General features: G+C 73.2%; 16 protein-coding genes. 14 read left to right on the top strand and 2 right to left on the bottom strand.

Going from position 1 to position 13,996, the window contains the following annotated elements:
- Positions 1 to 82: 82 nt before the first annotated feature.
- The 13 genes from IEY75_RS04620 (at position 83) to IEY75_RS04680 (ending at position 11,377) form a co-directional block, all read left to right on the top strand.
- Positions 83 to 517, top strand: coding sequence for a hypothetical protein (locus IEY75_RS04620; protein WP_189112913.1), 435 nt, complete (start codon positions 83 to 85; stop codon positions 515 to 517).
- A gap of 81 nt (positions 518 to 598) precedes the next feature.
- Positions 599 to 832: an AtpZ/AtpI family protein gene (locus tag IEY75_RS04625; RefSeq protein ID WP_189112914.1), complete on the top strand. Its 234-nt coding sequence runs from the start codon at positions 599 to 601 to the stop codon at positions 830 to 832.
- Positions 833 to 848: 16 nt separating this feature from the next.
- Positions 849 to 1,640, top strand: a complete 792-nt coding sequence (gene atpB, locus IEY75_RS04630; protein WP_189112915.1) for a F0F1 ATP synthase subunit A — start codon at positions 849 to 851, stop codon at positions 1,638 to 1,640.
- 70 nt (positions 1,641 to 1,710) lie between these two features.
- A complete protein-coding gene (locus IEY75_RS04635; RefSeq protein ID WP_189112916.1) occupies positions 1,711 to 1,944 on the top strand; it encodes an ATP synthase subunit C-like protein in 234 nt (77 codons plus the stop codon).
- Positions 1,945 to 1,973: 29 nt separating this feature from the next.
- Positions 1,974 to 2,510 (top strand): F0F1 ATP synthase subunit B, encoded by a 537-nt coding sequence (locus IEY75_RS04640; protein WP_189112917.1) that lies wholly within the window; start codon positions 1,974 to 1,976, stop codon positions 2,508 to 2,510.
- Positions 2,507 to 3,331, top strand: coding sequence for a F0F1 ATP synthase subunit delta (locus IEY75_RS04645; protein ID WP_373290208.1), 825 nt, complete (start codon positions 2,507 to 2,509; stop codon positions 3,329 to 3,331). Before IEY75_RS04640 ends, IEY75_RS04645 begins: the two co-directional genes overlap by 4 nt.
- Positions 3,332 to 3,450: 119 nt before the next feature.
- The gene (atpA, locus tag IEY75_RS04650) at positions 3,451 to 5,094 is read left to right on the top strand and encodes a F0F1 ATP synthase subunit alpha (protein ID WP_189112919.1); all 1,644 of its coding nucleotides are present in this window, start codon (positions 3,451 to 3,453) and stop codon (positions 5,092 to 5,094) included.
- Positions 5,095 to 5,101: 7 nt separating this feature from the next.
- Positions 5,102 to 6,031 carry a F0F1 ATP synthase subunit gamma gene (locus IEY75_RS04655; RefSeq protein WP_189112920.1) on the top strand — a complete coding sequence of 310 codons (930 nt, stop codon included), beginning with the start codon at positions 5,102 to 5,104 and terminating at the stop codon, positions 6,029 to 6,031.
- A complete protein-coding gene (gene atpD, locus IEY75_RS04660; RefSeq protein ID WP_189112921.1) occupies positions 6,031 to 7,461 on the top strand; it encodes a F0F1 ATP synthase subunit beta in 1,431 nt (476 codons plus the stop codon). The genes IEY75_RS04655 and atpD overlap by 1 nt, the downstream gene beginning before the upstream one ends.
- A 305-nt stretch (positions 7,462 to 7,766) precedes the next feature.
- Positions 7,767 to 9,083, top strand: coding sequence for a hypothetical protein (locus IEY75_RS04665; protein ID WP_229789347.1), 1,317 nt, complete (start codon positions 7,767 to 7,769; stop codon positions 9,081 to 9,083).
- Between the two features lie 121 nt (positions 9,084 to 9,204).
- A complete protein-coding gene (locus IEY75_RS04670; RefSeq protein WP_308425665.1) occupies positions 9,205 to 10,326 on the top strand; it encodes an LCP family protein in 1,122 nt (373 codons plus the stop codon).
- Positions 10,327 to 10,665: 339 nt separating this feature from the next.
- On the top strand, positions 10,666 to 10,941 hold the full coding sequence (locus tag IEY75_RS04675) for a F0F1 ATP synthase subunit epsilon (RefSeq protein WP_189112923.1): 276 nt from the start codon (positions 10,666 to 10,668) through the stop codon (positions 10,939 to 10,941).
- Positions 10,942 to 10,954: 13 nt separating this feature from the next.
- Complete coding sequence (locus tag IEY75_RS04680) at positions 10,955 to 11,377, top strand: DUF2550 domain-containing protein (RefSeq protein WP_189112924.1); 423 nt, start codon at positions 10,955 to 10,957, stop codon at positions 11,375 to 11,377.
- A 10-nt stretch (positions 11,378 to 11,387) separates the two neighbouring features.
- On the opposite strand, the gene IEY75_RS04685 is transcribed toward IEY75_RS04680, so the two are convergent.
- On the bottom strand, positions 11,388 to 12,056 hold the full coding sequence (locus IEY75_RS04685) for a 4'-phosphopantetheinyl transferase family protein (protein WP_229789348.1): 669 nt from the start codon (positions 12,054 to 12,056) through the stop codon (positions 11,388 to 11,390).
- Complete coding sequence (locus IEY75_RS04690) at positions 12,032 to 12,604, bottom strand: cob(I)yrinic acid a,c-diamide adenosyltransferase (RefSeq protein ID WP_189112925.1); 573 nt, start codon at positions 12,602 to 12,604, stop codon at positions 12,032 to 12,034. Before IEY75_RS04690 ends, IEY75_RS04685 begins: the two co-directional genes overlap by 25 nt.
- On the opposite strand from IEY75_RS04690, the gene murA reads away from it, so the two are divergent.
- Complete coding sequence (murA, locus tag IEY75_RS04695; protein ID WP_373290204.1) at positions 12,603 to 13,976, top strand: UDP-N-acetylglucosamine 1-carboxyvinyltransferase; 1,374 nt, start codon at positions 12,603 to 12,605, stop codon at positions 13,974 to 13,976. The two genes, IEY75_RS04690 and murA, sit on opposite strands and share 2 nt — an antisense overlap.
- Positions 13,977 to 13,996 lie beyond the last annotated feature (20 nt).

Below are 13,996 nucleotides of genomic sequence, written 5' to 3' on the forward strand. Positions count from 1 at the left end.
GCCGCGTGCCGTGGTCGTGGACGATGGGCAGCGGCCGGCGCGGCCCGACGCGTGCCGGCGACCGACGAGGGGTGGTAGGGCGATGGGCGGCTCCGACGGCGACGCCGAGGACGCGCGGTGGCGCCTGCGGCACCTGCCGGTCCTCCTGGGCGGCAGCGCGGCGACCGCCGCCGTCGCCGTCCTCGTGACCGCGGCGGTCGCGGGGTGGACGGCGGCGTGGGGGACGGGCGTCGGGGTGGCCGTCGCGGTGGCCAGCTTCGCGTCCACGACGGCGGTGCTGGCGTGGCTGGACCGCGTCGCGCGGCCGCTGATCCTGCCATTCGGGCTTGCGCTCTACGTCACCAAGTTCACGGCGCTCGGCGTGCTGATGTTCGCGGTCGCGCGCAGCGGCTGGGCCGGACTGCCGGCCCTGGCGATCGGCATCGTGATCGGCGCGCTGGCGTGGGTCGGTATGCATATCGCATGGCTGCACACGCGCCGCGGACGGCCCCGCCTGCACTACACACCGCCGGCCTAGCGGATCGGCGAACGCCGCTCCGGTGGACGGCAGGGGGGTGTGCGGCCAGCTCTCCGGTGGACTGATATCGTTCGCCGCGTCATGGCAGGTGACCCCACTTCTGAGCAGGACAAGGACCCGGGCGACGTTCCAGCGCCCGAGTCGGGCCAAGGCTGGGCGGTGATCGGTTACCTGGTCGCCGGGATGGCGGTGTGGGGCTTCGCGGGCTGGTTGGTGGACCGCTGGCTGGATTCCGGCGGCATCGCCACCGGAATCGGCCTCGTCCTCGGCGCCTTCGGCGGTGTGTTCATCGTCGTCCGCCGGATGACCCAGTAGCGACGGAAGGAAAACGGTGTTCGCACAGCTGACGACCGACCCGGGCGAGAGCGGTTTCCACGCGCCGAAGGTAGGCGACTTCTTTCCCGGCCCGATCGTCGAGGGTGCGCCGGGCTGGCTGACGAAGTACACCATCCTCGTCGCGATCGCCGTGGTGGCGATTCTCGCTTTCTTCCTGCTGGCGTACCGCGACCCGAAGCTGGTCCCGACGAAGAAGCAGTGGTTCGCCGAGTCGATCTACGGCTTCGCCCGTAACAGCATCTCGCAGGGCATGATCGGCCCGGAGGGCGTGCGGTTCGCGCCGTACATCACGACACTGTTCGTCTTCATCGCCGCGATGAACTTCTTCGCCATTCTGCCGGGCGTGCAGACCTCCCCCAACTCGCACATCGCGTACCCGCTGGTACTCGGCCTGCTGAGTTACTTCATCTTCATCGCGGTGGGGATCAAGAAGCACGGCGCGGGCCGGTTCTTCAAGAACCACCTGATGCCCCCGGCGCCCTGGTTCATGCAGCCGCTGCTGATCCCCATCGAGTTCATCTCGAACTTCATTGCCCGCCCGCTGACCCTGGCGCTGCGACTCTTCGCCAACATGTTCGCCGGCCACATGATTCTGGTCGTGTTCACCATGGGTGGGTTCGCGCTGCTGGGCGCGCAGAACATCCTGCTGAAGCCGATCGGCATCCTCTCGTTCCTCATGGCGATCGCGCTCACCTTCCTGGAGATGCTGGTAGTGATCCTCCAGGCGTACATCTTCAGTGTGTTGTCGGCGAGCTACATCGGCGGCGCGCTGGCCGACGAACACTGATCAGCGTCAATTCCGCACATTGGAACTCGGTGCGTGAAGGTCACGCCCGGCTCTCAGGAGGAAACACATCATGGCACTTGCCGAGGTCTTCGGTAACCTGTCCGCTGTCGGTTACGGCCTCGCGGCCATCGGCCCCGGCATCGGTGTGGGCCTGGTCTTCGCGTCCTACATCCAGTCGACCGCACGTCAGCCGGAGTCGGCCCGCATCACCCAGCCGTTCGTCTGGATCGGCTTCGCCGTCATCGAGCTCCTGGCGCTGCTGGGCATCGCCTTCGGTTTCGTCTTCGCCGGCGACCTGGCCTAGGGTTCGCACCGTTCTGCTAGGAGGCCGCAATGAGGTATGCGTACCTTGCCGCTGAGGGCAAGGATGTCCCGATCTTCCCCATCTGGGAAGAGCTGCTGATCGGCGCCGTCGCTTTCGGCATTCTGCTCTACGTGCTCGGCAAGTACGTCTACCCGAAGATGGAGGAGACGTTCCGGGCGCGGGTCGACGCCATCGAGGGTGGCATCCAGCGGGCCGAGGCCGCGCAGGCCGAGGCCGCCGCGACACTGGAGCAGTACCGCACGCAGCTCGCCGAGGCGCAGACCGAGGCCGCCCGTATCCGCGACGAGGCCCGGGCCGACGCCGAGGGCATCCGCCGCGACGTGCTGGCCAAGGCCGCCGAGGAGCGGGACCGCATCCTGGCGGCCGGCACCGAGCAGCTCGCCGCCGAGCGGCAGACGATCGTCCGGGAGCTGCGGGCCGAGCTGGGCACGCTCGCGGTCGACCTGGCCGGCAGGATCGTGGGCGAGTCGCTCGCCGACGAGGCGCGCCAGCGGGGCACCGTCGACCGCTTCCTGTCCGACCTCGAAACCGCCGGGCGGCGCTGATGCACACCGCCAGTCGGGAGTCGTACGCCGCCGCGGCCGCGCGCCTGGCGGCGTACGCCGAGGGCGCGACGCCGGGCGCGGTGGCCGCGACGGCCGACGAGATCGGCGGCGTGGCCCAGCTCCTCGGCCGGGAGCCGCGGCTGCGCCGCGCGCTCGCCGACCCGGCGCGCGCCGGGCAGGAGCGGGCGGGGCTGCTGCGGTCGACGCTGACCGGCAAGGTGGGCGAGCCGGCGCTCGACGTGCTCGACGCGCTGGCGGGCGGCCGCTGGTCGTCCGCGGCCGAGCTGGTCACGGCCGCCGAGACGCTGGTGGTCGACGGCCTGCTGGCCGCGGCGGACGCCGCGGGCGAGCTGGCCGAGGTCGAGGACGAGCTGTTCCGCTTCGGACAGGTCGTCTCGGGCACCTCGCGGCTGTCGGCCACCCTGGGCGACGCGACCGTGGACCCGGCCCGCCGGATCGCGCTGGTCGCGGACCTGCTGGGCGGCAGGGCCCGGCCGGTGACCGTCCAGCTCGTCGCGCTCGCCGTCCGGGGGTTCGGGGGGCGCGGCTTCGAGTCGGGGCTGCACCGCCTCGTCGAGCTGGCCGCCGAGAAGCGGGAGCGGCAGGTCGCGTACGTGACCGTCGCCGCCCCGATGGACGCCGACGCGCAGGGCCGCCTCGCGGCGGCCCTGGCCGACCAGTACGGCCGCGAGGTCTCCATGCGGTTCGAGGTCGACCCGTCGGTCGTCGGGGGGATGAGCGTGCAGGTGGGCGCTGATCTGTACGACGGGACGATCGCCCGCCGCCTGGCCGAGACCCGCAAGGCACTCACCGCGCGCTAGCGCGCACCAGACCGGCCCGCGCCGGTCGCCGACAACGCGCCTGATCGGGCGCCGGACCAAGCCGCTCGCTCACGGCGCCCCTGGCGGGGAGCCCGGGCACTACGCAGAGGAAGCAGAGGATGGCCGAGCTGACCATCTCGTCGGAGGAGATCCGCGGCGCGCTGGAGCGCTACGTCTCCTCCTACAACCCCGAGATCTCCCGTGAGGAGGTCGGTGTCGTCTCCGACGCCGGGGACGGTATCGCCCACGTCGAGGGCCTGCCCTCGACCATGGCCAACGAGCTGCTGGAGTTCGAGGACGGCTCGCTCGGCGTGGCGCTGAACCTCGACGTCCGCGAGATCGGCGTCGTCGTCCTGGGCGACTTCGCCGGCATCGAGGAAGGCCAGAAGGTCAAGCGGACCGGCCGGGTGCTCTCCGTGCCGGTCGGCGACGCCTTCCTGGGCCGCGTCGTGGACCCGCTGGGCAAGCCCATCGACGGCCTCGGCGAGATCCGCAACGAGGGCTTCCGCGAGCTGGAGCTCCAGGCGCCCAACGTCATGGCCCGCCAGTCGGTGTTCGAGTCGCTGGAGACCGGCATCAAGGCGATCGACGCGATGACGGCGATCGGCCGCGGCCAGCGCCAGCTCATCATCGGCGACCGCAAGACCGGCAAGACGACGGTCGCCCTGGACGCCATCCTCAACCAGCGCGCGAACTGGGAGAGCGGCGACCCGAAGAAGCAGGTCCGCTGCATCTACGTGGCGATCGGCCAGAAGGCGTCCACCGTCGCGTCCGTCAAGGGCACGCTGGAGGAGCACGGCGCGATGGCCTACACGACCATCGTCGCCTCGCCGGCCAGCGATCCGGCCGGCTTCAAGTACCTGGCCCCGTACGCCGGCTCGGCGATCGGCCAGCACTGGATGTACGGCGGCAAGCACGTCCTGATCGTCTTCGACGACCTGACCAAGCAGGCCGAGGCGTACCGCGCCGTGTCGCTGCTGCTGCGCCGCCCGCCGGGCCGCGAGGCGTACCCGGGCGACGTGTTCTACCTGCACTCGCGGCTGCTGGAGCGCTGCGCCAAGCTCAGCGACGAGCTGGGCGGCGGCTCGATGACCGGCCTGCCGATCATTGAGACGAAGGCCGGCGACATCTCGGCGTTCATCCCGACGAACGTCATCTCCATCACCGACGGGCAGGTCTTCCTGGAGGCCGACCTGTTCAACCAGGGCGTCCGCCCGGCGATCAACGTCGGTACCTCGGTCTCCCGGGTCGGCGGCGCCGCGCAGCCCAAGCCCATGCGCAAGGTCGCCGGCCGGCTGCGGCTGGACCTGGCCCAGTACCGCGAGCTGGAGGCGTTCGCCGCCTTCGCCTCCGACCTGGACAAGGCCTCGCGCGCCCAGTTGGAGAAGGGCTCGCGGTTGGTGGAGCTGCTCAAGCAGCCGAACTACTCGCCGTTCCCGGCGTCCGAGCAGACCGTCTCGATCTGGGCCGGTACCTCGAACAAGCTCGACGACATCCCGATCGCCGACGTGCGCCGCTTCGAGAGCGAGTTCCTGGAGTACCTGCGCCACTCGCACCGCGGCACCCTGGACTCGATCGCCGCCAACAACTGGGGCGACGAGATCATCAACACCCTGGACGAGGCGATCGCGCACTTCAAGCAGATGTTCCTCGCCAAGGACCGGCCGGTGCGGGTGAACGAGGCTCCGGCCTCGCCGCTGGAGGCCGCCGAGGGCCAGGAGTCGGTCACCCGGTACACGCGCACCAGCGACGACCAGAAGTAGGCCGGTCATGGCTGGTCAGGTACGCGTTCTTCGACAGCGGATCCGCTCCGCGAAGTCGATGAAGAAGATCACCAAGGCGATGGAGCTGGTCGCGACCAGCCGCATCGCCAAGGCGCAGGCGCGGGTCACGGCGTCGCTGCCGTACGCGGAGGCGATCACCGAGGTGCTCACCGCGTTGGCGTCGAGCACCTCGATCGACCACCCGCTGCTGACCGCGCGGCCGCAGGTCCGCCGGGCCGGCGTGCTGCTGATCACCAGCGACCGCGGCCTGGCCGGCGGCTACAGCTCCAACGCCATCAAGACCGCGGAGCAGCTCATGGCCCGGCTGCGGGCGGACGGCAAGGAGCCGGTGCTGTTCGTCGTCGGCCGTAAGGGCGTCGGCTACTACTCGTTCCGGGGGCGGCCGATCGCGGCGAGCTGGACCGGGTTCAGCGAGCAGCCGTCCTTCGGCGACGCGCGGCTGATCGGGGAGACGCTGATCGAGGCGTTCATCCGGGGCGCCGACGACACGGCGGCGGGCGCGGGGCCGGACGGGGTACTGGGGGTCGACGAGCTGCACATCGTGTCGACGCAGTTCCAGTCGCTGATGACCCAGCACGCGCAGGCGCGGATCCTCGGCCCGATGCAGGTGCAGGACCAGCCGCGGACGCCGGGCGCCGTGCCGGCGTACGAGTTCGAGCCGGAGGCCGAGGCGCTGCTCGACGCGCTGCTGCCCCGGTACATCAACACGCGGATCTACGCGGCACTGATCGACTCGGCGGCCAGCGAGTCGGCCGCCCGGCGGCGCGCGATGAAGAGCGCCACCGAGAACGCGGAAGAGATGATCCGTAAGTACACGCGGGAGATGAACTCCGCGCGCCAGGCCGGGATCACCCAGGAGATCAGCGAGATCGTGGGCGGCGTCAACGCTCTCGCTGCGGCAGGAAGTGAACAGTGATGACGACAGAGACCATGACCGCCACCGGTCGCGTTGTCCGGGTCATCGGCCCCGTCGTGGACGCCGAGTTCCCGCGCGACGCGATGCCCGAGATCTTCAACGCCCTCAAGGTCGACGTGGACCTCGCCGAGGGCCGCCGGACGCTGACGCTGGAGGTCGCGCAGCACCTCGGCGACAACATCATCCGGGCGATCTCCATGCAGCCCACGGACGGCCTCGTCCGGGGCAGCGAGATCCGCGACACCGGCGACCAGATCACGGTGCCGGTGGGCGACGGCACCAAGGGCAAGGTGTTCAACACCATCGGCGAGTGCCTGAACCTGGCCGAGGGCGAGACGCTGCAGGTGTCCGAGCGGTGGGGCATCCACCGCAAGGCCCCGGCGTTCGCCGACCTGGAGCCGAAGACCGAGATGCTGGAGACCGGCATCAAGGTCATCGACCTGCTCGCCCCGTACGTCAAGGGCGGCAAGATCGGCCTGTTCGGCGGCGCCGGCGTGGGCAAGACCGTGCTCATCCAGGAGATGATCATCCGGGTCGCCAACAACTTCGGCGGCACCTCGGTGTTCGCCGGCGTGGGGGAGCGGACCCGCGAGGGCAACGACCTCATCCACGAGATGACCGAGACCGGCGTCATCGAGAAGACCGCGCTGGTCTTCGGCCAGATGGACGAGCCGCCGGGCACCCGGCTGCGGGTGGCGCTGTCGGCGCTGACGATGGCGGAGTACTTCCGCGACGTGCAGAAGCAGGAAGTGCTGCTGTTCATCGACAACATCTTCCGGTTCACCCAGGCCGGCTCGGAGGTCTCCACGCTGCTCGGCCGGATGCCGAGCGCCGTGGGCTACCAGCCGACGCTGGCCGACGAGATGGGCGAGCTGCAGGAGCGGATCACCTCGGTCCGGGGCCAGGCCATCACCTCGCTCCAGGCGATCTACGTGCCCGCCGACGACTACACCGACCCGGCGCCGGCCACCACCTTCGCGCACCTCGACGCCACCACCAACCTGGAGCGGTCGATCTCCGACAAGGGCATCTACCCGGCGGTCGACCCGCTGGCGTCCTCGTCGCGGATCCTCGCGCCGGAGTACGTCGGCGCCGAGCACTACGCGGTGGCCTCCGAGGTCAAGCGGATCCTGCAGAAGTACAAGGACCTCCAGGACATCATCGCCATCCTCGGCATGGACGAGCTGTCCGAGGAAGACAAGATCACGGTGAACCGCGCCCGCCGGATCGAGCGCTTCCTGTCGCAGAACACCTACGCGGCGAAGATCTTCACCGGCATCGAGGGCTCGTTCGTGCCGGTCAAGGACACCGTCGAGGCGTTCCGCAAGATCTCCGAGGGCGAGTACGACCACGTCCCGGAGCAGGCCTTCTTCATGTGCGGCGGCCTGGACGACCTGGAGCGCAACGCGCGGGAGATCGAGAACTCCTGACCCCTCCGGCCGGGCCGGCAGCGGACCCGACCAGACGCCGACGGCCGCCGTGCACGTGCACGGCGGCCGTCGGCGTCTCCGCGTACCGGCCGGCGGCGGTCCCGCCCCGGCGGCCGACGACTCCGACGGGACGGACCGGGTGTGCGTCGGGTGCCGCGGAATCCGGGCCATGCTGGACTGCGGGGCGCCGGATTCCGTTGCCCCCAACGGAATCCGGCTGTCGCGCGGGGCCTCGATCTATGGCCGCGCGCTGCTACATTGACCCCGATCGACCGCAGGTTCTAATGTGGAGGGTTTGGGTCGCCTTGAGACTTTTCGCATCACCGCCGCCGGGAGCCGTCCGCCGCCGGGCGGCCCGGGCGGTGCTGGCCGGCGGCGCTGCCGCGCTGCTCGCCGCCGGCGTCGGCACGCCCGCCGACGCCGTCAATCCGGCCCATACCCGGATCGTCACCGCCAACCCCGCCGACTGGACGCCCGACGTCCTCGACGGCGCCGTCGAGACCATCGTCCAGGTCGGCGACCGGGTGTACCTCGGCGGCTCCTTCACCCGGCTGCGCAACCCGCGCAATGGCGCGACCGTCGCCCGGCCGTACCTCGCCGCCGTCAACGCCCGCACCGGCGTGGTCGACACGACGTTCGACGCGCGCCTGGACCGGGCGGTCCGGGCGCTCGCGCCCGCCGCCGACGGCAGGTCGCTGTACGTCGGCGGCGACTTCCGCAACGCCGGCCGGGGCAAGGCGCGCTCGCTGGCCCGCGTCGCCGCGACGACCGGCGCCGCCGTCGCGGGCTTCCGGCCGCCCGCGCTGGACGGCAACGTGCACGACCTGCGGGTCGCCGGGGCACGGCTGATCGTCGGCGGCGCGTTCGGCCGGATCGCGGGCCGGGACCGGCCCGCGCTGGCCGCGGTGGACCCGCGGACCGGCGCGCCGGACGACACCGTCGACCTGCGGTTCGCCAAGCCGCGGGTCACCTCCGCCGGGCACCGCGCGCCGCTGCGGGTCAGCGCGCTCGACGTCACCCCGGACGGCCGCCGGATGGTGGTCACCGGCGCGTTCGGCGAGGTGGCGGGCGCCAGCCGGCCGCAGGTGGCCGTCGTCGACCTCGGCGCCCGGGCCACCCTCTCGCCCTGGTCCACGGCCCAGTACGGCCCCTACTGCGCCCCCACGATCCCGTCGTACGTGCGCGACGTCGACATCTCGCCCGACGGGCGGTACTTCGTCGTCGTCACCAGCGGCGGCCCGGTCGCCCGGACCCTCTGCGACACCGCGGCGCGCTGGGAGCTGGGGCAGGCGGCGGACGCCCGGCCGACCTGGGTCAACTACACCGGCGGGGACACCCTGCTCTCCGCGGCGGTCACCGGCGTCGCCGTGTACGTCGGCGGCCACCAGCGCTGGCTGAACAACCCGTTCGGCTCCAACCACCCCGGCCCGGGTGCGGTCACCCGGGAGGGCATCGGCGCGATCCACCCCACCACCGGGCGCGCGCTGACCTGGAATCCCGGCAAGCAGCGCGGCATCGGCACCGGGGCCCTGCACGCCACGAACGCCGGCCTGTGGATCGGCTCGGACACCGAACTGGTGGCCGGCGAGCGCCGCCGCCGGGTGGCGTTCTTCCCGCTGTAGGGCCGGCCGGTCCCGGATGTCGTGGACCGGCCGACGCGGCGGCACCGGCGCCGTAGGCTGGGTCGGCGCGCGCCCGCACACCGCGGGCGGGCGCCGACCGGCCGGACGGGGGTGAGTGGCCGTGCTGCGCGCACAGGGTCCGCTCTGGGCCAAGCTCAGCCTCCTGGCCGGCATCCTGCTGGTGCTGGTCAGCGGCGGCACGTTCGTCGGCAGCCAGGTCCTCGCCGCCCGGTACACCGCGCCGGTGGACGCCCCGGACCTGTTCGGCGACGTCACCGCGTCGGCGGGCCCCGGCGCCCGCCCGAGGTCCGACCTGAAGGGCCCCCTCAACCTCCTACTGGCCGGCATCGACCCGCGGGAGAGCGTGGCGGACTGGATCCCGCGCGCGGACTCGGTGATCCTCGTGCACGTCCCGCGGGAGCTGGACCGCGCCTTCCTCGTCTCGCTGCCGCGCGACCTGCTGGTGAGCATCCCGCCGTTCCCGCACGCCGGCTACCGCGGCGGGCAGGACAGGCTGGCGCACGCGATGTACTTCGGCTCCCAGGTGCCGGGCCAGACCGCCCCGGACGTGCCGCGGGGGTTCGAATTGCTGGCCAGGACCGTCAGCGCGTACACGGGGATCAAGCGCTTCGACGCCGGTGCGATCGTGACGTTCCCGGGGTTCCGGCGCATCGTCGACGCCATGGGCGGCGTGACCATGTACCTGGACCAGGACGTGACGTCGATCCACCTGCGGCCCGACGGCAGCCACCGGGCGCCGACGGGGTACGGCGGCGAGGGGCCGTACGCGTACGTCGGGCCGCAGAAGCAGTACACCCGGGGCACCCACCACCTGAAGGGCTGGGAGGCGCTGGACTACGTCCGGCAGCGCTACATCGACGGCGGGGACTACGCCCGGCAGCGCCACCAGCAGCAGTTCCTGCGCGCCATGATCAACCGGGCCCGGGCCCGCGACGTGGTGACCAACCCCTTCAAGCTGGACCGGGTGCTGCGCGCGGCCGGGTCGGCCCTGACGTTCAACGGCCGGGGGCACTCGCTGCTGGAGTACGCCGTGACGCTGCGGCACCTGCGCTCGGAGTCGATGACGATGGTGCGGCTGCCCGGCGGCGGCCTCGACGTCGGCGGCCGGTACGCGGGGGAGCGGCTCGCGCCGGTGGCGACCGCGTTCTTCGCCGCGGTCCGGGCGAACAAGGTGGACGAGTTCCTGGCCCGGAACCCGGCGTTGGCGACCCCGGTCCAGTGACGTTCTTCCCGTTCCGGCCGTAATCGCCGCGCCGCGGCGCCCGCCCGGGCGGCCCGGACCAGCGCGCCCCAGCCCGGACCGGCCCGGCTGGGGCGCGCGGCGCGCCTCCCATTAGACTCGCCCTACCCTGCCCAGGCGCCCGTCCCGCGGTGCGCGCGGGCAGGCCCGGCCCGCCGGCAGGCGGCCGCGGCTCCGCCGGGGTCACGCCCCGGCGGGGGACCTCCGCTCATCCCGCTCCGCCGTCCGACCAGGGCCCCTGCGGCCCGCGGCGCCGTCCCCGACCGGGGCGGCCCGCGGCCCCGGCGCCCCGGCCGGATCCGCCCACCGAGGAGTTGTCGCGTGGCCAAGCAGCTACACGTCGAGTTCGTCGCCGCCGAGGAGAAGATCTGGTCCGGCGAGGCCGCGATGCTCGTGGCCCGCACCACCGAGGGGGAGCTGGGCGTCCTGCCGGGGCACGCCCCCCTGCTCGGCCAGCTCGCCGAGCCCAGCGAGGTGCGGGTCAACCTGGCCGACGGCACGCGCCGGGTGTACGAGGTCGCCGGCGGGTTCCTCTCCGTGACCGGCGAGGGCGTGACCGTACTGGCGGAGAGCGCCAGCCTCGTCACCGCGAACTGACGGGCGGCCGCCGGTGGTGATCCTCAAGGGCATCGGCATCGGCATCCTGCTCCTGCTCGCCGTCGTCCTCGTGCTCTACCTGCGGCGTGCCGCGATCGCCCGCTCCGGCGGCACCATTCCGGTCCACCTGCGGCTGTCCACGGTGCTGCCCGGGCGGGGGTGGTCGCCCGGGTTGGCGCGGTTCGCGGGGGACGAGCTGCGGTGGTTCCGCATCTTCAGCTTCGCGCCGAGGCCGCGCCGGGTCCTGTCCCGGCGCGGCCTCGTCATCGCCGACCGGCGCCTGCCCGACGGCCCCGAGCGGGCCGTGCTGCCGGCGGACTGGGTGGTCCTGCGCTGCCTGAACCGCAGCACCGTGGTCGAGATCGCCATGGCCGGCCCGACGGTGGCCGGCTTCCTGTCCTGGCTGGAGGCGGCCCCGCCCGGCGCCCCGGACTGACCCGCCCTGTTCAGGCCGGCGCGGGCAGGGCGATGGCGGCCAGCAGCAGCCCGTCGCGGCTCAGCCAGCGGCCCTCGAACGCGGCCAGCGGCCGGCCGGCGTACGGCGGCCCGGGCACCAGCAGCGCGGCGTGGAACGTGCCGTCGGCGCCGAGGCTCACCCGCGCCTCCTCGAAGCCCAGCCAGCGGCCGGCCAGCGGGTACCAGGCCTTGTAGACGGCCTCCTTGGCGCAGAACAGCAGCCGGTCGGCGTGGGCCGTCACCAGCGGGCCGGCCAGTTCGCCGGGCAGGGCGATCACGTCCCGCACGCCCTCGGGCAGCGGGGCGTCCGGCTCGGCGTCGACACCGAGCGAGGCGTAGGCCGCGCCGGCCGCGACGGCCGCCCCCCGGAAGCCGGCGCAGTGGGTCATGCTGCCGACCACCCCGGGCGGCCAGGCGGGGGCGCCGCCCTCGCCGCGGGGGAGCGGGACCGGCGGGTGCCCCAGCCCGGCCAGCGCCCGCCGCGCGCAGGCGCGGACCGTCAGGTACTCCCGGCGGCGCTGCGGCACGGCCCGCGCGACCTGGGCGACCTCCTCGGGGTAGGCGGGCCCCTCGACCAGTTCGCCGCGCGCCTCGGCGTGCCGGACGTCCGCGGGCAGCACCGCCGCCAGCAGGCTCAGCGCTGCGCTCCCGGCACCCACCGCACGTCCCCGCCGGGGTTCGCCGATCTCGACAGAATGAACAGCAGGTCGGACAACCGGTTGAGATACTTTGCCGGCAGCGTGCCGGTCCGCTCCGGGTCGGCCTCCAGCAGGAGCCACGCGCTGCGCTCGGCCCGGCGGGCGACCGTCCGGGCGACGTGCAGCAGGGCGGCGCCGGGGGAGCCGCCGGGCAGGACGAAGGAGTCGAGCGCCGGCAGCGGCTCGTTGAACTGGTCGCACCACGCCTCCAGGCGGGTGACGTACTCCTCGGTGACCCGCAGCGGGGGGTACCCGGGGTCGGGGGTGATGGGGTTGCACAGGTCCGCGCCGACGTCGAAGAGGTCGTTCTGCACGGTGGTGAGCACCGCCGCGACCGACGGGTCCAGGCCGCCCAGCGCGAGCGCCACGCCGAGCGCGGCGTTGCACTCGTCCACGTCCGCGTACGCGCCGATCCGCGGGTCGGTCTTGGCCACCTTGTCGTTGTTGCCGAGCCGCGTCGTCCCCGCGTCGCCGGCCCGCGTGTAGATCCGGGTGAGGTGAACTGCCATGCCGTCCAGCCTACGGGCGCCGACCCGCCGCCCGCCCGGCCCGTCGTTGACCCTCGCCGGCCCCGCCGCGGACCCTACGATGGCCGACGTGGACGTGATCCGGGTCGCCGGGGCCGCCCGGCTCGCCGGGGAGGTCGCGGTCGTCGGCGCGAAGAACTCCGCCCTCAAGCTGATGGCGGCCGCATTGCTGGCGCCGGGCCGGACGGTCCTGACCAACGTCCCCCGGATCACCGACATCGCGATCATGGCGGAGGTGCTGCGGCGGATCGGCTGCGGCGTGGCCTTCGGCCCGGGCGAGGTGGCCGTCGACGTGCCCGAGGCGCTCGCGGCGGAGGCCGACTACGACCTCGTCCGCCGGCTGCGGGCCTCCATCTGCGTCCTGGGCCCGCTGCTGGCCCGGCGCGGGCTGGCCCGCGTCGCGCACCCCGGCGGCGACGCGATCGGCTCGCGGGGCCTGGACATGCACATCGCGGGCCTGGAGGCGATGGGCGCCCGGGTGTCCGGGGCGCACGGCTTCGTGATCGCCGAGCGCGGCCACCGGCTGCGCGGCGCCAAGATCCGGCTGGACTTCCCGAGCGTCGGCGCCACGGAGAACCTGCTGATGGCGGCGGTCCTCGCCGACGGCGAGACGGTCATCGACAACGCCGCCCGGGAGCCGGAGATCGTCGACCTGTGCGCGATGCTCACCGGCATGGGCGCCGCCATCGCGGGCGCGGGCGGGTCGACCCTGCACGTGACCGGCGTCGAGGGCCTGCGGCCGGTCCGGCACGCCACCGTCGGCGACCGGATCGTCGCCGGCACGTGGGCCTTCGGCGCGGTGATGACCTACGGCGACGTGACGGTGACCGGCGTCGACCCGCAGTGCCTGGCCGTCGCGCTGGACAAGCTGGTGGACGCCGGTGCGATGGTCGAGACGCGCGGCGCGGCGGGGTTCCGGGTGCGGATGGACGGCCGGCCGCGGGCGGTCGACGTCGCCACCCTGCCGTACCCGGGGTTCGCCACCGACCTGCTGCCGATGGCGATCGGGCTGGCGGCGGTGGCCGAGGGCGCCTCGCTGATCACCGAGAACATCTTCGACGGCCGGTTCATGTTCATCAACGAGATGGCGCGGCTCGGCGCGGCGGTGCGCACCGACGGGCACCACGCCGTCGTGCGCGGCCTGCCCGCGCTGTCCGGGGCGCCGGTGCGGGCGACCGACATCCGGGCCGGGGCCGGGCTGGTGATCGCCGCGCTGACCGCCGAGGGGGAGACGACGGTCTCGCACGCGCACCACATCGACCGCGGGTACCCCGACTTCGTCGCGCAGCTCCGGCACCTGGGCGCGCCGGTCAGCCGGGCCGCCGCGCCGGCCGAGCCGTCGTTCGGCTTCTGAGTCCGGCCGGGCGCCCCGGC

It is taken from the genome of Pilimelia terevasa, from assembly GCF_014647915.1.
Lineage (GTDB): Bacteria > Actinomycetota > Actinomycetes > Mycobacteriales > Micromonosporaceae > Pilimelia > Pilimelia terevasa.